The sequence below is a fragment of the Haloferax gibbonsii genome (genome assembly GCF_001190965.1).
In the GTDB taxonomy this organism is placed as follows: domain Archaea; phylum Halobacteriota; class Halobacteria; order Halobacteriales; family Haloferacaceae; genus Haloferax; species Haloferax gibbonsii.
The window spans coordinates 552,604-571,471 of record NZ_CP011947.1; the positions used below are offsets into that span (position 1 = coordinate 552,604).

At 67.1% G+C, this 18,868-nt stretch carries 18 protein-coding genes and 1 tRNA gene; 11 read left to right on the plus strand and 8 right to left on the minus strand.

The genetic code is table 11. The features are described from left to right. The first annotated feature begins 17 nt into the window (after nucleotides 1-17). Genes ABY42_RS02985 through ABY42_RS03000 form a run of 4 tightly spaced genes read left to right on the plus strand, consistent with a single transcriptional unit; the run spans nucleotide 18 to nucleotide 4,121 of the window. Entirely contained in the window at nucleotides 18-1,742 is a 1,725-nt protein-coding gene (locus tag ABY42_RS02985; RefSeq protein ID WP_004973000.1) for an ABC transporter substrate-binding protein, read from the plus strand. A gap of 25 nt (nucleotides 1,743-1,767) precedes the next feature. Next, nucleotides 1,768-2,787: an ABC transporter permease gene (locus ABY42_RS02990; protein WP_004972998.1), complete on the plus strand. Its 1,020-nt coding sequence runs from the start codon at nucleotides 1,768-1,770 to the stop codon at nucleotides 2,785-2,787. Next, entirely contained in the window at nucleotides 2,784-3,725 is a 942-nt protein-coding gene (locus ABY42_RS02995) for an ABC transporter permease (RefSeq protein ID WP_004972996.1), read from the plus strand. Before ABY42_RS02990 ends, ABY42_RS02995 begins: the two co-directional genes overlap by 4 nt. A 6-nt stretch (nucleotides 3,726-3,731) precedes the next feature. Next, on the plus strand, nucleotides 3,732-4,121 hold the full coding sequence (locus ABY42_RS03000; protein ID WP_050458688.1) for a DUF7268 family protein: 390 nt from the start codon (nucleotides 3,732-3,734) through the stop codon (nucleotides 4,119-4,121). A gap of 23 nt (nucleotides 4,122-4,144) precedes the next feature. Here the strand turns inward: ABY42_RS03000 and ABY42_RS03005 are convergent, their stop codons facing one another. The 4 genes from ABY42_RS03005 to ABY42_RS03020 all read right to left on the minus strand — a co-directional run bounded on the left by ABY42_RS03005 (nucleotide 4,145) and on the right by ABY42_RS03020 (nucleotide 10,445). Continuing rightward, the gene (locus tag ABY42_RS03005) at nucleotides 4,145-6,763 is read right to left on the minus strand and encodes a PAS domain S-box protein (RefSeq protein ID WP_050458689.1); all 2,619 of its coding nucleotides are present in this window, start codon (nucleotides 6,761-6,763) and stop codon (nucleotides 4,145-4,147) included. Further along, nucleotides 6,760-8,214, minus strand: coding sequence for an ATPase domain-containing protein (locus ABY42_RS03010; protein ID WP_050458690.1), 1,455 nt, complete (start codon nucleotides 8,212-8,214; stop codon nucleotides 6,760-6,762). Before ABY42_RS03010 ends, ABY42_RS03005 begins: the two co-directional genes overlap by 4 nt. A 117-nt stretch (nucleotides 8,215-8,331) precedes the next feature. Further along, nucleotides 8,332-9,558: an orc1/cdc6 family replication initiation protein gene (locus tag ABY42_RS03015; RefSeq protein WP_004972987.1), complete on the minus strand. Its 1,227-nt coding sequence runs from the start codon at nucleotides 9,556-9,558 to the stop codon at nucleotides 8,332-8,334. Between the two features lie 611 nt (nucleotides 9,559-10,169). Next, nucleotides 10,170-10,445, minus strand: coding sequence for a hypothetical protein (locus ABY42_RS03020; protein ID WP_049913366.1), 276 nt, complete (start codon nucleotides 10,443-10,445; stop codon nucleotides 10,170-10,172). 214 nt (nucleotides 10,446-10,659) lie between these two features. Here ABY42_RS03020 and ABY42_RS03025 point away from each other — a divergent pair, with 214 nt between their 5' ends. Genes ABY42_RS03025 through ABY42_RS03040 form a run of 4 tightly spaced genes read left to right on the plus strand, consistent with a single transcriptional unit; the run spans nucleotide 10,660 to nucleotide 13,944 of the window. Then, entirely contained in the window at nucleotides 10,660-11,616 is a 957-nt protein-coding gene (locus ABY42_RS03025; RefSeq protein WP_050458691.1) for a DUF4129 domain-containing protein, read from the plus strand. Then, entirely contained in the window at nucleotides 11,613-12,185 is a 573-nt protein-coding gene (locus ABY42_RS03030) for a DUF7269 family protein (protein WP_050458692.1), read from the plus strand. Before ABY42_RS03025 ends, ABY42_RS03030 begins: the two co-directional genes overlap by 4 nt. After that, complete coding sequence (locus ABY42_RS03035; RefSeq protein ID WP_050458693.1) at nucleotides 12,182-13,450, plus strand: DUF58 domain-containing protein; 1,269 nt, start codon at nucleotides 12,182-12,184, stop codon at nucleotides 13,448-13,450. The genes ABY42_RS03030 and ABY42_RS03035 overlap by 4 nt, the downstream gene beginning before the upstream one ends. After that, entirely contained in the window at nucleotides 13,438-13,944 is a 507-nt protein-coding gene (locus ABY42_RS03040) for a DUF7519 family protein (RefSeq protein WP_004972979.1), read from the plus strand. The genes ABY42_RS03035 and ABY42_RS03040 overlap by 13 nt, the downstream gene beginning before the upstream one ends. Nucleotides 13,945-13,971: 27 nt before the next feature. On the opposite strand, the gene ABY42_RS03045 is transcribed toward ABY42_RS03040, so the two are convergent. Further along, nucleotides 13,972-14,922, minus strand: coding sequence for an AAA family ATPase (locus tag ABY42_RS03045; RefSeq protein WP_050458694.1), 951 nt, complete (start codon nucleotides 14,920-14,922; stop codon nucleotides 13,972-13,974). A 203-nt stretch (nucleotides 14,923-15,125) separates the two neighbouring features. On the opposite strand from ABY42_RS03045, the gene ABY42_RS03050 reads away from it, so the two are divergent. Further along, nucleotides 15,126-15,210, plus strand: a tRNA-Ser gene (locus tag ABY42_RS03050). 183 nt (nucleotides 15,211-15,393) lie between these two features. On the opposite strand, the gene bluB is transcribed toward ABY42_RS03050, so the two are convergent. Next, nucleotides 15,394-16,065: a 5,6-dimethylbenzimidazole synthase gene (gene bluB, locus ABY42_RS03055; protein ID WP_050458695.1), complete on the minus strand. Its 672-nt coding sequence runs from the start codon at nucleotides 16,063-16,065 to the stop codon at nucleotides 15,394-15,396. Nucleotides 16,066-16,169: 104 nt separating this feature from the next. On the opposite strand from bluB, the gene ABY42_RS19695 reads away from it, so the two are divergent. Together ABY42_RS19695 and ABY42_RS03060 are read left to right on the plus strand one after the other, a co-directional pair. Beyond that, nucleotides 16,170-16,331, plus strand: a complete 162-nt coding sequence (locus tag ABY42_RS19695) for a hypothetical protein (protein ID WP_007275755.1) — start codon at nucleotides 16,170-16,172, stop codon at nucleotides 16,329-16,331. Between the two features lie 103 nt (nucleotides 16,332-16,434). After that, nucleotides 16,435-16,614 (plus strand): hypothetical protein, encoded by a 180-nt coding sequence (locus ABY42_RS03060; RefSeq protein WP_004972970.1) that lies wholly within the window; start codon nucleotides 16,435-16,437, stop codon nucleotides 16,612-16,614. A 92-nt stretch (nucleotides 16,615-16,706) separates the two neighbouring features. Here ABY42_RS03060 and ABY42_RS03065 read toward each other — a convergent pair whose 3' ends face one another. Continuing rightward, nucleotides 16,707-18,245, minus strand: coding sequence for a (R)-citramalate synthase (locus tag ABY42_RS03065; RefSeq protein ID WP_004972964.1), 1,539 nt, complete (start codon nucleotides 18,243-18,245; stop codon nucleotides 16,707-16,709). 225 nt (nucleotides 18,246-18,470) lie between these two features. Further along, on the minus strand, nucleotides 18,471-18,818 hold the full coding sequence (locus tag ABY42_RS03070) for a DUF192 domain-containing protein (RefSeq protein ID WP_004972963.1): 348 nt from the start codon (nucleotides 18,816-18,818) through the stop codon (nucleotides 18,471-18,473). Between the last annotated feature and the right edge of the window lie 50 nt (nucleotides 18,819-18,868).

The following is an 18,868-nucleotide window of genomic DNA, read 5'->3' on the forward strand; positions in this document are numbered from 1 at the left end:
CATTGATAGATACACGTATGTCACAAGATGGCAATGATGTTTCGCGGCGTCGGTTCCTGACGGCCGCAGGAGCTGCTGCAGCGACGGCCGGACTCGCGGGCTGTTCCGGCGGCGGCGGTGAGGACACCACCACCGAATCCGGTGAGACGACCGGTGAGGGCGAGACGGACCAGACCGAGACGGAGACCGAAGACGGCGGGTCGACGTCGGTCCTCCGCTACGGTCGCGGCAGCCACTCGCCGACGCTCGACTTCCAGAACAGCACGAGCGGCGAGGTCGCGAAGGTGACCGAACAGCTCTACGACACGCTCATCAACTTCGAGCCGGGCCAGTCCACGCTGACGCAGGGACTCGCCACCGAGTACTCCCTTGAGGGCCAGTCGGCCTCCATCACGCTCCGCGAGGGCGTGATGTTCCACAACGGCGAGGAGTTCACGGCGGAGGACTTCGTGGCGACGTATCGCCGCTTCGTCGACAGCGACTACGAGTACTACGCCGGCGACGACTACGTCTCGGCGTACGGGCCGTTCACCCTCGGCTCGTGGATCGACGAGATTCAGGTCGACGGCGACTACTCGATGACGATTCAGCTGACCCAGTCGTACGCGCCGTTCCTGCGTAACCTGGCGATGTTCGCGGCGGCGGTGCACTCCCTCGCCGCGATCGAGGAGTACGGCACGGACCTCAGTTCGAACCCCGTCGGCACGGGCCCGTTCCAGCTGAGCAACCTCGACGACGCGAACGAGCGCATCCGCCTCGAAGCCAACGCCGAGTACTGGGGCGAGGGGCCGAACGTGGACGAGGTCGTCTTCGTCACCATCGGACAGAACTCGACGCGCGCTCAGTCGCTCGCGTCGGGCGAACTCGACATCATCGACGGACTCGGCGCGCAGTCGTCCGTCCAGGTCGAAAACGCCAGCAACGCGAACCTCGTCCGCACCGAGGGTATCAACATCGGCTACATGGCGTTCAACATGGCGAGCCGCGAGGAGTTCCGCGACCGCCGTGTCCGGCAGGCCGTCAGCCACGCCATCAACACCGAAGCCATCGTCAACGAGATTTACTCGGGCTTCGCGACGCAGGCGAGCCAGCCGCTCCCGCCGAACGTCCTCGGTCACAACGACGACATCGACCCGTACCCGTACGACCCCGAGGAGGCCCAGCGCCTCCTCGAAGAGGCCGGCTACGGTGACGGCTTCTCGTTCGAACTGGCGACGTTCCAGAACCCCCGCGGCTACAACCCGTCGCCGATTCAGACCGCAGAGACCGTCGCGTCCAACCTCGGCGAAATCGGCATCGAGGTCGATATCAACCAGCAGTCGTTCGGGCCGTTCCTCGAATACACCGCCCAGGGCCGCCACGACGCGTGTTTCCTCGGCTGGTACACCGACAACGCCGACCCGGACAACTTCATGTACGTCCTCCTGCACCCGCAGGTAGAGGAAGGCGAACTCACGGAGGGACAGGACTGGGTCAGCTTCGACGCCGAAGGCTACAACACCAGTAACCGCTCGGCGTGGGCGAACCGCGACTACATGGACCTCGTCGAACAGGGCCAGAGCACCTACGACGAGGCCGAGCGCGAGTCGCTGTACAACGAGGCGAACCAGATCGCACACGACGAAGCCCCGTGGGTCTACCTCGACTACGCGGACGAGCTTCGCGGCGTCTCCAACCGCGTCAGCGGGTTCCAGATCGCCGCCATCAGCGGTCCGTACCTCAACCTGGTCAGCCTGAACTGAGGCACTGACCGCGCCCTCGACTTTCATGATTTCCACACGATTCGTACTCAAGCGGCTGCTGTTGCTCGTCCCCGTGCTGGTGGGAGTGGCGTCGCTCGTCTTTTCCATCCTGCATCTCTCGCCGGGTGACCCGGCGCTCACCATCGCGGGCGAGCGCGCCAGCGAGGAGTTCGTCCGGCAGATCGAAGAGAGCCTCGGCCTGAACGACCCCATCTGGGTGCAGTACGGGCGGTTCCTCGTCGATGCCGCGCAGTTCCAGTTCGGCGAGTCGTTCATCATCCAGCGGAACACCGCGGTCCGCGAGGTGCTCGCCAACAAGCTGCCGGTCACGCTCGAACTCGCCATCTACGGCCAGCTCATCGGTATCTCGCTGGGCATCCCGCTGGGCATCCTGAGCGCCGTCAAGCAGGACAGCATCACGGACCACCTGACCCGTATCGGCGCGCTCGCCGGCATCAGCGTGCCCATCTTCTGGAGCGGCCCGCTTCTCATCTTGCTGTTCGCGCAGGTGCTCGGGTGGCTCCCGACGAGCGGCCGCATCTCGGTCCTCTACAACGTCGAGGCCATCCGGGTGACGGGGCTCGTCACGGTCGACACGCTCCTCGCGGGCAACTGGGAGATGTTCGTCTCCGCGGTCCGCCACATGATTCTCCCGGCGTCGGTCATCGGCGTCTACTCGATGGCGCTCATCTCCCGGATGATGCGCTCGTCGATGCTGGAGGTCATCCGGCAGGACTACATGCGGACCGCCCGCGCGAAGGGCCAAGGCGCGAAGATAACGGTCCTGAAACACGGCTTCCGCAACGCGATGATTCCCGTCATCACGGTCATCGGTATCCAGTTCGGTGGCCTGCTCGGCGGCGCAGTACTCACGGAGACGGTGTTCGCCATCGGCGGCATCGGGACGCTCCTGGTCGAGGCCATCAAGGTCGGCGACTACCCCATCGTCCAGGGGACGGTCCTGACCTTCGCGTTCCTGTTCACGCTGGTCAACCTCGGCGTCGACATCACCTACTCCATCCTTGACCCGAGGATCGAACAATGAGCACGGAAACCACGACCACGACCACGAACGAGACGGCGGCGGACGTCGACCAGCGCGGGCTCATCGACCGCCTGACCGCGTCGCCGTTCGTCTCCCGACTGCTGTCGAACCGCCTCGCGCTCGCCGGCATCGCCATCATCGTCGCGATGGTGGTCATCGCGCTGTACGCGCGGCTGTTCTTGGACCTCGAGGTCATCACGCAGTCGCAACTCGGGACGAACCCGAACCGCGCCCCGCCGAGCCTCGACTACCCCTTCGGAACTGACGGGCAGGCCCGCAGCCTCCTGCCGCGGGTGGCCTACGGCGCGTGGTACGCGATGCTGTTCGGCACCGTCACGGTCGCCGCCTCGACCGTCCTCGGCGTCGGTCTCGGCATCGTCGCGGCCTACTACAGCGACGTGACCGACAACGTCATCATGCGGACGATGGACGTGCTGCTCGCGTTCCCGTCGCTCCTCTTGGCGCTGGCGCTCGTCGCCATCTTCCCCGACGAACTCGGGCTGTGGCGGGCGGTCGCCGCCCTGACGCTCGTCTACACGCCGCGGTTCGCCCGCGTCGTCCGCGGGGCCGCGCTGACCGTGCTCGAAAACGAGTACATCGACGCGACGGTCGCGCTCGGCGCGGCCGACCCGCGGGTGCTGATTCGGCACGTCCTGCCGAACTGTCTCGCGCCCATCACGGTCCAGAGCACGCTCAACTTCGGGCTGGCAATCATCGACCTCGCGGCGCTGTCGTTCCTCGGCTTCGGTGCCGAGGCCGGGACGCCCTCGTGGGGGCTCATGCTCTCGAACGGCGTGAGTCAGGGCCTCCTCACGGGCGTCTGGTGGTGGTCGTTCTTCCCCGGGTTCTTCCTCGCGCTCACCGTGCTGGGGTTCAACCTCCTCGGCGACGGCATGCGCGACGCGCTCGACCCGCGGATGCGCGAAGCGGTCGACTGACCGACCGTGTCAGCGCCACCGGAGCCGGCGGACGCGGACGCGCCCCCCGCGCTTGAACGGGCGGCCGTTCGCCTTCGCCTCGTCGGCACCGCGGCCCTCGCGGGCGCGCTCGTCGCCGCCGTCTGGCTGGTCGCCACGCTGGTCGTCGGTGATTTCGCGGGGAGCGTCGAGACGACGTTCGCGCTCGGCTCGCTCGCGTTCGGATTCGGCCTCCTCGGCTGGTCCGGGGCGGTCGCGCTCGGCCGCGGTATCGAGTCGATGCAGACGCACCTCGACACCGGAACGGGGTGGACGGAAGCGGACGCTCGGCGGGCGATGGCCCGGATTCTCGGGTTCGGACTCGGCGTGATGCTCGGGGCGACGACGGTCGGTACGGCCGTCTCCGCCGTCGCCTGAGTCCGCCGAGCGAAGCCTCGGCGTTAGGCTCTCGGCAGTCGAAGCTCGATGACCGTCCCGTTCGGTTGGTTGTCCATGATTTCCATCGAGCCGTTGCTGTTCGTCACCGCCCAGCGGACGAACCAGAGACCGAGCCCGTTCGTGTGCTGGAGCGGTGATTCCCGTCCGGAGTTGAGCGATTCGCGTTCGAGTGGTGGGATTCCCGGTCCGTTGTCGGCGACGCGGATGACCACCTGCTCCGGGCCGTCGTCGTCGGTGACCGAGAGATGGATTTCGACCTCGTCACCGCCGTAAACGACGGCGTTATCGACGAGTTCGTTCACCGCGAGTTCGAACGTCGTGTGGGCTCGCGCGTTCGCGACGTCCGGCGCGTCGACGGTGATGGTCGCTGCGGGGTAGCTGAGCCGCGCGCCCTCGACCACGTTGCGAACGCAGTCGGCGACGTTCTGGGATTGCACTCGTTCGGCCACGCCGGGGTCGAGTGCGGAGCTGAACTTCCGCGCTGTCTCGGCGAGCGAGAGGAGTTCGCTCGTCGCCCGCTCGATGGCCGCCGCCGACTCCCGAACGCGGTCGTCATCGGTGCCTTCGAGTAGCATCGTCGCATGCGCCTGCGCGATGTTCATCTTGTTTCGGAGGTTGTGTCTGATGACGCGGTCGAGGACGGACAGTCGGCGTTCGTGCTCATGGAGGTCGGTCACGTCGCGACCGACACAGACGATACCATCGAATCCGTCTTCGGAGGACTTCGCCGTGATAGTCGTCTGGAACTGTCGCTCGGAACCGTCTCGGTCGACGACGACTGTCTCCATGGTCTCTTTGTCGCTGTCGCCCGCAAGAAGCGACGCGATGGATTCTAACAGCGCTTGCGAGTGCCGCTCGCCGAACACCGTCGAGACGTGTTCGCCGACGAGGTCGACAGGGTCGCGGCCCAGCAGATCAGCGGTCGCACTGTTCGCGAGGACGAACCGGAGGTTGTCGTCCAGCGTGTAAATCGGGTCCGTGGCCGTCTCGACGATGCGCTCGTAGCGTTCGAGCTCTCTCGACCGGGCCTTTCGCTCGGTGATGTCTTGGACGGTTCCCCGGAAGACGGTCGCGTCGGTCTCCTGCGTCGCGACGCCGCGGACGTTCACCCAGCGCATCTCGCCGCTCGCCGTTTCGAGGCGACATTCGAGTGACTGTTCTTCGCCGGTTTCGACGAGCCGTTCGAACCCCGCTCGGACCTTGGGTTCGTCTTCTGGGTGGTAGAACGAAAACGCCTCCGAGAGGTCGAACACCGTCCCCGGCTCGACGCCGAGGAGCTCCGCGAGCCCGTTCGTGAACAGCACCGCTCCGCTCTCCACGTCGACCTCCCACGCGCCGACCGAGGCGATCTTCTGGCTCTGGTCGAACAGGTCGAGCAATCGCTCGCGTTCGCGCTCCTGTCGCTTCTGTGCTGTCACGTCCTCGATGACGGTGATCGCACCGATACGTTCCCCGTCGTTCCCAGTCAAGGGGGCGGCGTTGACGACGACCCACCGCCGCTCGTCGCCGAGTTCGATACCGTGTTCGAAGTTCGTGACCGTCTCGCCGGTCTCTCTCACCCGGTCAAAGGGGAGTTCCTCGTCGTCGAGCGGCTCTCCGCGTGTGTCGATGAGGTGCCACTCAGGCGCATCGTAGGGCTGTCCGAGTACGACCGACCGCCGCATGCCGAGAATCTTCTGGGCCGCCTCGTTGGCGCGCACGATAATCCCGTCGTCGTTGAGGACCGCGATGCCGACCGGACTCGTCTCGAAGAGCTGTTTGAGCGTCTGGGTCTCGTGGATGAGCTGGTTCTTGAGCGCGTGGCGGACGGTCGCGTCGGTCTGGAACCCGACGAAGTGGGTGAGCTCGCCGTCCTCGTACACCGGCGATATCTTCAGTTCGTTCCAGAAGGGCGTCCCGTCCTTTCGGTAGTTCGTGAGACTGACGGCGACGCTCTCGCCGGCTTCGATCGCCTCGTGGAGTAGCTCGACCGGCTCGGTGTCGGTCTCTTCGCCCTGTAGAAACCGACAGTTCCGACCGAGCACCTCCGAGCGGTCGTAGCCGGTCATCTCCTCGAAGGCGTCGTTGATGTACGTGAGCGGCTGGTCGTCGTCGGCCTCGGTGATGGTGATGCCGACGGTCGCGCTGTCCATCGCGCGGCGGTACAACGCGAGTTGGAGCGACTGCCGCCGGGTCTGGAGGAGCGATTCGACCCGCGACCGGATGACCGCCTTCGGCGCGGGCACCGCGAGCACGTCGTCCGGAACGTCGTCGAGCCGTCGCGCGGCGACGGCCTGTTCGTCTTGGGCGACCGTCAACAACACCGGTACGAACCGGTCGTCGGCGTCGGCTTTGCGCTCGGCGAGCGCGTCGGCGACGGCCGAGTACGTCGCCATGTCGACGATACAGAGGTCGAACTCCGGGAGCGGGTCTTCGCCTGCACCTTCGTCTCCGTCTTCGCCTTCGCCTCCGCCTCCGCTTTCGCGGCCGCGTTCCCAGACGATGACCTCGTACGCGTCGAGGAGTTCAGCCAGTAGCTCGCGGTCGCGAGCGCCGCGGACCGCGAGGAGTATCCGTTCGTCCCCGGACGCGTCTCCGGCGGAACGTGTGTCGTTCCGCGACGCGTCTTCGCTCACGGTCACTCATCCTCGTTCCACGTCGGCGTCCCCGTGAGGATGCCTCGGAGTTCGTCCAGCGGTTCGCCGACGACGATGCCGTCGCTCCCGATTTTGAACGACCGGAGCGTCGGCTCGAAGGAGCCGAACCGCTTTTTCAGGACGCCGATGGCCTTGCGAATCTCGCCGCGCACCTCGATGTACCGGATGAACAGGATGTTGTCCGCGAGGTAGCTCACGTGGTTGTCGGAGGCGTGGAACGCGCCGGTGACCTGCTGTACCTCCTCGGTCAGCACGACGGTGACGCCCATGTTCTTGAGGTACCGCGCCAGCGCGTGGAGTTCGCGGCGGATGTCGCTTCGCTCGTCGGTGAGGCTGAGTTGGTAGCCGGCCGTGCCGTCTATCATCACGAACTCCGTGCCGTTCGCCTCGACCTCGGCGCGGACTCGGTGGGCGAACTCGTCGGTCGAAATCGAGAGCGGTTCGACGGCGTCGACCCGGAGGTTCCCCGACTCGACGAGGTCGTCTATCGGGATGCCGATGGACTTGGAGCGGTGCCGGAAGCTCGATTTGCTCTCTTCGAAGAGGTAGACCGCGGCGCGCTCGCCGCGGTCGGCGGTCGCCCGCGCGAACGCGGCTCCGGTGGTCGATTTCCCGACGCCGCTCGGGCCGCTGATGAGCGTGATGCTCCCGCGCTCGATGCCGCCGCCGAGCAGAGTGTCGAGGTCGTCGATGCCGGACGAGAGCGGTTCGATGGCGAACTCGCGGTGGTGCGACCCGGGAACGAGGCGCGGGAAGACGCGTATGCCGTGGTCGCCGTCGATTCGCATGGCGTGCGGCCCCGTCTGGGAGTCCGACCCGCGGAACTTCTCGACGCGAACCGACCGTCCCTCCTCGGACCGCAGGAGCGACAGCGACCCGTCACAGAGGTACGCGAGCGTCTCGTCGGTGTCGTCGCTCGACGGCTGGCTCGTGAACATCGTCGTCGTCCCCGACTGCTTGAGGTAGCTCAGGAGCGACGAGACGAGTCGACGGAACTGGTGCTTGTCCGACGAGAGCCGGCCGAGTTGGCTCAGCGGGTCGATGACCACCCTGTCGGGTTCGCGTTCCTCGATTGCCGCTTTCAGTTCGGCCGTCGTCGATTTCCCTTCGACCTCGCTCGGCGACAGCATCGTGTACGCCTCGTCGTCGAGGAACGCCTCGGGCGACGGACTCAGGTCGAGAATCGGCACCGCGGCGAGGTCGAACCCGAGCGTCTCGGCGTTCGCTCGGAGGTCGGCCGCGGACTCCTCGAAGGAGATGAAAAGCACGTCTTCGCCGCGTTCGACCCCGGCGGACAGGAAGTGGTAGCCGACGATGGTCTTTCCCGCCCCGGACGCTCCACGGACCATGTACGTCCGGTTCGGCAGTAGCCCACCGTCCAGCACTGTATCGAGTCCGGAGATACCCGTAGAGAGTCGTGGCGAGAGATTCGTCATGCTACTCACGTCTCACTGGCACACTAAGAAACTACCACCGTCTGAGAATGGCGTGTCGCGTCTCAGAACAGCACGCCTCAGAAAAAGGTCTCGGGAGGCCGCGGCGTCCGGTGGGGTTCAGACTGCCTCGGCCTGTTTCGCAGTCTTCCGAATCTCGTCGAGGACGGAGTCGAGAGCGAGCACGTCCGAGAGCGCTTCCATCGCGCTGGCGAAGGGGACGTCGAGCGCGTAGCTGTAGTAGTTCCCGCGCGAGCCGGTGCGGTTCTCCTCGGCCGAGAGGATGCCGAGCATCCGGAGGTCAGAGAGGTGGTTGTGGACCGACCGCTGGGCGAGCGGGTCGATGCCGGCGGAGTTGCACAGCCGGAGGTACTCCTGATAGAGGTCGCGCATCCGACACGGCGTCTCGTCGTGGGCGGCCTTCGAGACGACCGCGAGGAGCGCGAAGTGACCGTTTTCGGTGAGTTCGCGCATCCCCTCGACGACGCGTTCCTGTTCGAGTTTCTGCCGGGCGATGTCGACGTGGTCGAGCGTGATTCGCTCGTCGTCTTTGTTCTCGGCGTGTTCGCCGGCCAGTCGGAGGAGGTCGAGCGCCTGTCTCGCGCTCCCGCTGTCGCGGGCGGCGAGCGCCGCACAGAGGTTGAGCACGCCCTCCTCGCAGGCGTCCTCGGCGATGGCGACCTCAGCCCGCGATTCGAGGATGTTCTGGAGTTCGGGCGCTTGGTACGGCGGGAAGTGCAGTTCGCGCTCGCAGAGGGTGTCCTGCACGCGCGGGTCGAGCTGGTCGTGGAACTTGAAGTCGTTCGAGATGCCGATGAGGCCGACCTTGGCGTCTTCGAGCTTGCCGTTCGAGCGCGCCCGCGGGAGTTCGTAGAGGAGTTCGTCGCGGTCGCCGATGGAGTCCACCTCGTCGAGGACGATGAGAACCGTTCCGCCCACGTCGTCCAACTCCTGAAACAGCTTCTTGAAGACGGTCTGTTGGGGGTAGCCGGTCGAGCTAATCTCCGCGCCCGGTGGCCGAAGCTCGTTGACGAGTTCGACCGCCACCTGGTACGAGGAGTTGAGCGTCTTGCAGTTGATGGAGATGACGCTGAGGTCCACGTCGTCGTACTGCGAGACGTCTTCGAGGAGCATCTCGAGGAGGAACTCGGTGACCGCGGTCTTCCCCACGCCGGTGTTTCCGTACAGGAAGACGTTGTTCGGCTCCCAGCCGTCGACGACCGGTTGGAGCGCGTCCATGTACTCCGAAATCTCGTCGTCGCGCTCCTCGATGCGCTCGGGCTTGTAGGACTCCCCGAGGGCGTCCTTGTTGGTGAAGACGTTTTGTTTTCGCTCGAACCGGCGCATTAGCGTCGGTCCGTTGTGGCGTCCCCTTATTTAAAACCCCGATTTCATCTGATTCATGTGAATTGCGGCGCCGGGTGTCGTCGGGTGATGGGCGGCGTGTTCGGGTCGGAATCGTCGCCTTCTAACTGACCCTCGGTACCGCATACCGTGGTTCGTGTGAACTCGTTTGAACAGACACACACCACTTTTGCAAGTGAATAGGAGGATACGAGAGTAGCTAGTAGAACAACAGAGCGCGAGTTCAACTAAAGCGTTGACATGTTTCGGTGCTCACGGGGCAGTTTGCAGTCAAACGTTTCTGTCGTGAACGGCCCGTAAACGGTCCAGTTCGGGAGAAATCACCTGCAACGGTGGTGGGTGACGACGTTCGAGTCGCGACTGAGGTTCACTTGCACCCGTGCTCTCTCCGAGTGCCCGCCGATGGCACCCCCTCTCGGCGTTACCACGCTTCACGTGCAACGGTGGTGTCTGTGTGTCTCCCCAGCCCCTCCTTCCCACCGCCAATTCACTTGCAAACGTGGTGTGTGGGTGTCGAGCCGCGACTCTCGTCCGCCGTACCCGCGGCTGGTTCACTTGCACGGGTGGTCTGTCTCGTCTCTTTCGAATGGTTACTATCCCACAATCTGAGTAATCTCAAGAACCTGAAGTGAGAGAAGTGCCACAACACCCAAAACGACAGCCCAGAACCCTATGTCGCCAATCTCGAAGTCGGATGGAGAGCCAGTAGTCATCTCGTATACGGATGCACTCGCCAGTCCTATTCCAGCGATGCTACCCAAAATGATTGGTAGGCTTGTGCTCCCGTCGGCGAGAGCGGAGATTGATTCGATTGCGAAGGCTGCACCATATATCGCCAGGAGTGCGTTAAATACGTAAAATCGTTCCATGCCGTAGTAGTGCTAAAGTATTAACATAAATCACGAGGCCGAGTGTGTGACCGACTCGCGCGATGTATTCAGCACGGCCTCGACAAGCTAGCAGCGGTTGAGGAGTTTAGCAGCAACATCCGGTCCGGTCGGGTACCGAGGTGACGTCGCTCACGTCCCGACGACCGCTTCGTCCCTCGAAATGTCTTTACCCCGCATACTGTTACCTACCATCGTGGACCGTTCCGCCCTCCGCGCACTCGCGCTCGCCCTCCTCGCGGTCGTCGCCCTCTCGGTCGTCGCCGCCACCATCGATTCGACCGTCGTCAGCGACGGCGGTCCAGTCGGCTTCGGTGGCGGTGAGACCGGGGGCGCAGTCGCTGGTGACACGAACGGAACCGGCGTGCAACCCTCGGGGTCGTTCGACGGCCTCAGCATTCCGACGCCGTGTCTCCCGTGGCTGCTCTCGCCCGGAATCCTCGCCGGGGTCGCCCTCGTCTTCGTCCTCCTCGGCGCGTACGCCTACCGAGAGACCGGCTCGTTGCTCCCGCCGCTCGCCATCTTCGTGGCGCTCGGCCCGCCGGTCGTTCTCCTGTTCGCCCTCCTCACGGCGTGTCGCCGCGAGTTCTCGTTTTCGTCTCGCGCCGCGGCCGCCGCGCGCAACGTGTCGTTTCTCCCCGCCGGCGGCGGTGGCAGTCTCGGCGACGGCGGCGCGGCACAGGCCGTCTCGCCGCCGACACTCCTGTTCGGCCTCCTGTTGGGGGTCGCGCTCGTCGTCGCGGTCTTCCTGCTCGTCACCGGGACCGGCGACTCGCCCGCGGCCGACGACGAAATCGACCCGGCTGCCGAGGAGGAGGGACCGAACGTCGCCGCCGTCGGGCGGGCCGCCGGGGCCGCGGCCCAGCGCATCGAAGACGGTGACGCCGACGTGGAAAACGAAGTGTTCCGCGCGTGGGGAGAGATGACGGCGCTCCTCGACGTACCGAACCGCCGCGCCGCGACGCCGGCCGAGTTCGCGGATTCCGCCGTCGACGCGGGCATGGACCGCGACGACGTGGGCGACCTGACGACGCTGTTCGAGGAAGTCCGCTACGGCGGCTTCGAGGCGACGCCGGAGCGCGAGCGCCGCGCGGTCGACGCGCTCAGGAACATCGAAGACACCTACGCCGACGCGACGGGGGACGACCGATGACGCTCGCGCGTCGGCTGTTCTTGCTCGTCGGCGTCGTCGCCACGGCCGCGGGCTTCGCGGTCGTCGCCGGCGTCTCGCTCGGCCTCGAACTGACGGACATCTTCCTCGGTCTCGTCGCGGCGCTCGCGGCGCTCCAGGGGCTTCGGTACGTCCAGCGCCGCCGCGAAACCCCGATGAACACCACGGTCACCGGCGACCCGGAGGCGAGAGTCGCGGTCCCGATACCCGGCTCCGACTTCGACGACGACCTCGTGTCGGCGATGGGTCGACACACCCACTGGGCCGCCCGCAAGCGAGTCGTCGACCGACTCGAAGCGCGGGCGAAACAGGCGCTCGTCGCCCGCGACGGCCGCGCCCCCGAGGAAGCGGCCGCGCTCCTCGACACCGGCGGCTGGACCGACGACCCGGTCGCCGCGCGCTTTCTCGGCGCGTCCGTCTCGATTCCGCTCCGACAGCGCGTCCGGCTCTTCCTGTCTGGACAGTCGTCGCTCACCGACCGCGCCGAGCGAACCGTCGCCGCGATAGAGCGAATCGGCACTGACGACGGTCCCGCGGGTGAGCGCCGATGAGCCGCGGGTTCGACACCGAACGCTGGACCGGTCTCGACGGCCTCGTTCTCGTCGCGGCCGGCGCGGGCGTGTTCACCCGCGAGGCGTCGCTGCTCCTCGCGGCCGGCCTCGGCGTCGTCGTGCTCGGCTACGTCCGGGTCGCGGCGATTCCCGAGGTGTCGCTTCGCGTCGAGCGCGACCTCTCGGACGCGACGCCCGACCCCGACGACGAGGTCGAGGTCACGCTCCGGGTCACCAACGAGGGGTCGCGGACGCTGTTCGACCTCCGGGTCGTCGACGGCGTCCCGCCGGCGCTCGGCGTCGCCGACGGCCCCGCCCGACTGGGGACGGCGCTCAGGCCGGGGGCGACCGCGACGGCGACCTATACGGTCACGGCCGTCCGCGGCGAGCACGCGTGGGAGGAGACGGTCGTCGTCGTCCGCGACCCGAGCGGGGCCGTCGAGTCCCGCGAGACGGTCAGCGCCGAGACGACGCTCCGGTGTGAACCCGAACTCGCCGCGACCGCCGACCTGCCGCTTCGCGGCCTCACCTCGAAGTACGCCGGCCGCGTCGAGACCGACGTGCCGGGGTCGGGACTGGAGTTCGCCTCCATCCGCGAGTACCGCCACGGCGACCCGATTCGGCGCATCGACTGGAACCGCCGCGCCCGCACGGGCGAACTCGCCACGGTGGAGTTCAGAGAAGAGCGCGCCGCGGCCGTCGTCCTCGTCGTCGACACCCGCCCGGAGGCGCACGTCGCCCCCGACGACGAGGCGGAGACCGCGGTCGAGCGCTCCGTCGACGCCGCGAGCGTCGCCTTCTCGGCGCTCCTCGACAGCGGCGACAGCGTCGGCGTCGCGGCGTTCGGGCCCGACGAGTGCTGGCTCGCCCCCTCGTCGGGCGCCGACCACCGCGCCCGCGCCCGTCGGCTGTTCGCGACCCACCCGGCGTTCGCGCCGACGCCACCGGACGGGGCCTTTTTCCCCTCCGTCGCCGTCCGCCGGCTCCGGCGTCGGCTCGCCAGCGACGCGCAGGTCATCTTCTGCTCGCCGCTCGTAGACGACTACGGCGTGTCGGTCGCCCGCCGCTTGGAGGCCTACGGCCACGCCGTGACGGTCGTCTCGCCCGACCCGACGACGACCGCGACCATCGGCGCGCGACTCGCGCGCATCGAGCGCGACCTGCGGCTCCGCGAACTCCGGCGGAGCGGCGTCCGCGTCCTCGACTGGGGTGACGAACCGCTCGGCGTCGCGCTCGCGCGGGCCGAAGCGGGGTGGTCGCGGTGAGCGAAATCACCCGCAAGCCGACCCGGACGGGGACCGCGATGGCGCTGTCAGTCGCCGGGCTCACGACGTTCACGCTCGGCTTCACCACGTCGACCGCGGCGGTCGGCGGCCTCGTCGCGACGGTCGCGCTCGCCGCCGGGCTGTTCCGGGGCTCGCGGCGCATCGTCGACGCCGCGGGCGGGCTGTTCTTCCTCTCGCTTCTCTTCGCGGGCGCGAGCGGGGCCGGAACGGAGGCGCTCCTCCTCGCCGCGCTCGGCTCGATACTCGCCTGGGACATCGCGGAGAACGCGCGGTCCGTCGGCGAACACCTCGGCCGCGAGACCGACACGCTCCGGCTCGAACTCGTCCACGCGGCGGCGACGCTCGTCGTGCTCGCGGTCGGGGCAGCGGTCGTCTACGGCGCGGACCGGGCGGCCGCCGGGGGCCAGCCCATCACGGCCGTCGTCTTACTGCTGGTCGGGGTGGTCGCGCTCGTGACGGTCGTCACGCGCTGAGCGGCGTGTCCGCCGCACGGCTCCCACTCACTCCAGCGTCGGCACGGTCACCCGGCCGAGCACGTCGTCGACGACGTCCGATTTCCGCACGTCTTCGACCCGCGCGTCCGGGGTCAAAACGAGCCGGTGGGCGAGCACGGACTGCGAGACGCGTTTCACGTCGTCGGGCGTGACGAACTCGCGGCCCTCGATGACGGCGCGGGCGCGGGTCGCCTCGAACAGCCGTTGGGTCCCGCGGGGCGAGACGCCGATGCGGACTCGGCGGTCGGTGCGCGTCTCCCGCGCGAGTCTCGCCATGTATTCGAGCAGGTCGTCCTCGACGCGGACCGACTCGGGCGCGCGGCGGATGGCGGCGACGGTGTCGCGGTCGAGGACGCGTTCGACGCTCGGGCTCTGTTCGCTCCGGCCGGCGCGCCGATGGAGGAGTTCGACCTCGCCGTCGAGGTCGGGGTAGCCGATGGCCGACTTCACGACGAACCGGTCGACCTGCGCTTCGGGGAGAGTGAACGTCCCCTCCTGTTCGACGGGGTTCTGCGTGGCGATGACGAAGAAGGGCCTCGGGAGCTGGTGGGTCTCGCCGTCGACGGTCACCTGTCCCTCTTCCATCGCTTCGAGGAGCGCGGCCTGCGTCTTCGGCGGCGCGCGGTTTATCTCGTCGGCGAGGACGACGTTCGCGAAGATGGGACCCGGCGAGAACTCGAAGGTCCGCTCGCGTTCGTCGTAGATGTTCGTCCCGGTCACGTCGGCGGGAAGCAGGTCCGGGGTGAACTGCACGCGGGAAAACGACAGTCCGAGCGCGGTGGCGACGCTCCGCGCGGTGAGTGTCTTTCCGGTTCCCGGGACGTCTTCGAGGAGGACGTGGCCGCGGGCGAGGACGCCCGTCAGGACGGTTTCGAGGAAGGCTCGGTCGGCGATGACGGCCTCCGAGATGGCGTCGAGCACCTCGGTGCACGTCTCGCTGGCCGTGTCGATGTCCATACACCTCCCGGGTCTGCGTGCGACTTATTCCCATTGGTCGGCGGCGCTCTGGTCGGTCGCTCGCCGGTCGTCGGTCCTGCCCGCCCCGCCCCGCCCGGACGCAGTTGGGCCACAGACTCGCCGACTGCGTCCGTGTGAGTCCTCGCCGCGGCCCTCGGAAATCGAAACGGATTAAACTATCCGCGAGAGAGACAACGATGGAAGCCGAGGTAGCCTAGCCCGGCCAAGGCGGTAGATTCGAAATCTACTGTCCATTCGGACACGTGAGTTCAAATCTCACCCTCGGCGCTTCTTCCGAACGTCACCTCGCGAGAGACGTTCGTGTCTCTCGCCCCGCGTGACGAGGATGTGCGACGGCCCGAGATTTGAACCAGCGAGCGAACGTAGTGAGCGACTGCGGTTCAAATCTCACCCTCGGCGCTTCTCCGCGGTCACAACACTCTGAGCGGTGCTTCTGGTCGCGCCGCCGTCTCACTCGTCGATGTCCTCCGCCGACCCGGACTCCCACCGTTCTCGATGGACGAGTTCGCTCGTGTCGAGACGCTCGCGCCACCCCTCTCGCTGAAGCACCGGCTCCTCCGGGAAGCCGTCTTCGGGATAGCCGACGCAGAGATACGCAATCGGCTCGACGTGGTGCGGAATCCCGAGCACTTCACGGACCTCGTGCGGGTAGAGAAACGACACCCAGCCGACGCCGACGCCTTCGGCCCGCGCGGCCAGCCAGAGGTTCTGCACCGCGAGACACGTCGAGTAGGCGTCCATCGCCTGCATCGTGTTGCGCCCGAGGACGTGCGGCGCGTCCCGCGTCGGGTCGCAGGTGACGCAGATGTTCACCGGGGCGTCGGTGATGCCCTCCAACTTCAGCCGGCCAAACTCCGATTTCCGGGGCTCTCGATAGCCCTCGCGGGCCGCCGCAATCGCCCGCTCCGCGATGGACGCGACGGCCGCCTTCGTCTCGGCGTCCTCGACGACGATGAAGTCCCACGGTTGCGAGAAGCCGACGCTCGGGGCGTGATGCGCGGCGTCGAGCAGTCGCGCCAGCGTCTCCTCCGGAACCGGATCGTCGCCGAACCGCCGGATGTCCCGCCGCGCGTATATCGACTTGTACACTCCCGACCGCTCGCGCTCCGTGAACCCAACCATCGTTTCGGTAGTCCAGACTGGATTGCAAATCGGTTCTGATACGCCAGACGGCTCACGCTTCGCCTGCCGAAATAGTTACTAATCAGACACGAATGGTGGGCCGTATGGACGCCACACTCGAACACAGACTCGAAGTCATCATCGCCCTCCTGTTCCTGTTGCTCACCATCGAGGTCTACCGACTTGCCGGCTACTTCGGCGTCGCGTTCGTCATCGTGGCCACTCTCATCACCTTCGGACTGGGCTCGAAGCCGAGTTCGACCTGAGTCACGCTCTCCCCCGCGTGAGCGCCTCCCCCGCGCAGTCCTTCGATTTCACTTTCACTCTACTAGGATGCGATACATATCCCCTGCCCGCGTCGGCCAACGTATGAGTGCGAACGTAGCAAGCGCGGACACGAGCGAACGGGACGGGACGCGACGCATCGACGTGACGACGGTCCGGACCGGCCGCGTCGCCGACTTCGCGGAGACGGAACTCGGCGACGCCGCTATCGGGTTCGAGCGCCGGGGCGGCTGGACCTACCTCGTCGCCAAAGACACGCAGTAAGTCGGTGTAGACTGCGGTCTCAGAGCGAACTCGGTCACCCGCGAGCAGGGCCCGGAGAGCGGGAGCGGGCGCGAAGAAGCGGGGTCGTTTTCTCAGTCGTCGGCCGACGCGGGCGTCGGCGACGTGTGATTCGGCGCGAGCAGTCGGTCCAGCGCGTTCACCATCGCCTGGACGCTCGCCCGCGTGATGTCGGCGTGCGACGCCGCGACGGTGACGCTTCGGTCGCCGAGCGACATCGTCACCTCGACGGTCACGACGGCGTCGGTGCCGCCGGTGATGGCGTCGACGTGGTACTCGTCGAGTTGGGCGTCGGCGTTGGGGCCGAGCGCCTCGCGGACCGCCTTCACCGCGGCGTCGACCGGGCCGGACCCGGTGCCGGAGGCGACGCGTTCTTCGCCCTCGACGCGGAGGCGGACGCTCGCGGTCGGCGTGCCGCCGCCGGAGGCGGCCGTGAGGTCGAGCAGTTCGACCTGTCGGGCGCGCTCGCGGCCCTGGACGTCTTCTGCGAACGCGAGGAGGTCGGCGTCGGTGACGCGCTTGCCGCGGTCGCCGAGTTCCTTCACGCGCTCGACGACGGCCGCGACTTCCTCGTCGGTGGCGTCGACGCCGTGTTCGTCGAGGGCGGCCTTGACGCCGGCGCGGCCGGCGTGCTTCCCGAGGACGAGGCGGCGCTCGCGGCCGACCGTCTCCGGCGGGTACGGCTCGTACATCGCGTCGTCCTTGAGCGTCCCGTCGGTGTGGATGCCGCTCTCGTGGGTGAAGGCGTTCTGGCCGACGACCGCCTTGTTCGGCGGGAGCGCGACGCCCGTGGCCTGTGCGACCTTCTGGGCGAGAGCGTAGAGTTCGTCGAGCTTCACCGACTCCACGTCGTAGCAGTGGTCGAGCGCGATGGCGACCTCTTCGAGCGCCACGTTGCCGGCGCGCTCGCCGATGCCGTTGACCGTGGTGTGGACGAGGTCGGCCCCCGCGGCGAGGCTGGCGTGGACGTTCGCCATCGCGAGGCCGAGGTCGTCGTGGGTGTGCGTCGAGGTCGGCCCCAGTTCGGCGAGCCGGGAGACGACCTCGTAGGTGTGTTCGGGGCTCGTGTGGCCGACCGTGTCGGCGAAACAGAAGCGGTCGGCACCGGCGTCGTGGCTGGCGCGCGCGAGCGATTCGAGGAACTCCGGGGCGGCCCGCGAGCCGTCTTCACCGATGACCTCGACCCAGAGGCCGTGGTCCTTGGCGTAGGCGACGAGCTCGTCGGTCGTCTCGACGACGTCCTCGCGGGTCGTCCCGACTTTCGACTCGACGTGTCGGTCGCTCGCCGGCACGACGAGCGTGACGCCGTCCACGTCGCAGTCGAGCGCGAGGTCCACGTCGTTCTGGACGCCGCGGGCGAAACTCGTCACGGTCGCGTCGAGGCCGAGCGACGTGACGCGCTTTATCGTCTCGCGCTCGCCGGGGCCGGTGCAGGCGCTGCCGGCCTCGATGTAATCGACCTCCGCACGGTCGAGCGCGCGGGCGATATCGGCCTTCTCGGCCGGCGTCAGTGAGACGCCGGGGGCCTGCTCGCCGTCGCGGAGCGTGGTGTCTAGAAGCTGTACTGAATCAGAAGTGCGTAGCTCGGGGGTCTTCCCGAATCGTTCGTTCACGGTAGAATCGTGTCCTTGTAGGTTAGAACCGTCGAATTTCACAGCCAGCCGTCTCGCGACGACTTACTCTATCCTCCGTCGGTGTGGTAGGTCCCGACATAGTAGTTGAACACATATGTCGTCGAGTGTATAAAAGAGATGGTTCCGACAGAAATTGGTGTCTCGACGGGGGCGTCGTTGGAAGCGCGTTCAGTCGGTGGCTCCCGCGGCTGTCGGTTCGAACGCCTACTCGGAGAGTTCGACCAAATCGCCGGGTTCCACGCCGTCGGCCGCGCCCGCGGGGAGTTCGATGATGGTGTCGGCCATGCCGAAGCCGATACCCGTCCACGCCGACAGTCGTTTTTTCTTCGTCACCTCGTCGCCGACGAGCCAGAGCGCGTCGATGTCGAACGGGACGAACACCATGTGGAGGCTGTGGCGGTCGGCGTCGTCGAACCGGAACACGAGGGCGTAGTCGTCCGGCACGGAGCCGCGGAACATCAGCCCGCGCGCCTGCGAGAGAAACGAGTCGGCCGTCTCGACGTCCGACGCGAGTGTCGATTGTGTTCCGTTCTGTCGGTGGACGAGTCTCACGACGCCGGCTTCGACGGCGCGCGTGATGAATCCACCGCCGAGACGGCGGG

Bases quoted from the DNA above. Each gene is read 5' to 3' on its own strand.
- ABY42_RS02985 (WP_004973000.1), top strand. From the start codon at position 18: ATGTCACAAGATGGCAATGATGTTTCGCGGCGTCGGTTCCTGACGGCC.
- ABY42_RS02990 (WP_004972998.1), top strand. From the start codon at position 1,768: ATGATTTCCACACGATTCGTACTCAAGCGGCTGCTGTTGCTCGTCCCC.
- ABY42_RS02995 (WP_004972996.1), top strand. From the start codon at position 2,784: ATGAGCACGGAAACCACGACCACGACCACGAACGAGACGGCGGCGGAC.
- ABY42_RS03010 (WP_050458690.1), bottom strand. From the start codon at position 8,214: ATGACGAATCTCTCGCCACGACTCTCTACGGGTATCTCCGGACTCGAT.
- ABY42_RS03015 (WP_004972987.1), bottom strand. From the start codon at position 9,558: ATGCGCCGGTTCGAGCGAAAACAAAACGTCTTCACCAACAAGGACGCC.
- ABY42_RS03020 (WP_049913366.1), bottom strand. From the start codon at position 10,445: ATGGAACGATTTTACGTATTTAACGCACTCCTGGCGATATATGGTGCA.
- ABY42_RS03030 (WP_050458692.1), top strand. From the start codon at position 11,613: ATGACGCTCGCGCGTCGGCTGTTCTTGCTCGTCGGCGTCGTCGCCACG.
- ABY42_RS03035 (WP_050458693.1), top strand. From the start codon at position 12,182: ATGAGCCGCGGGTTCGACACCGAACGCTGGACCGGTCTCGACGGCCTC.
- ABY42_RS03045 (WP_050458694.1), bottom strand. From the start codon at position 14,922: ATGGACATCGACACGGCCAGCGAGACGTGCACCGAGGTGCTCGACGCC.
- bluB (WP_050458695.1), bottom strand. From the start codon at position 16,065: ATGGTTGGGTTCACGGAGCGCGAGCGGTCGGGAGTGTACAAGTCGATA.
- ABY42_RS19695 (WP_007275755.1), top strand. From the start codon at position 16,170: ATGGACGCCACACTCGAACACAGACTCGAAGTCATCATCGCCCTCCTG.
- ABY42_RS03060 (WP_004972970.1), top strand. From the start codon at position 16,435: ATGAGTGCGAACGTAGCAAGCGCGGACACGAGCGAACGGGACGGGACG.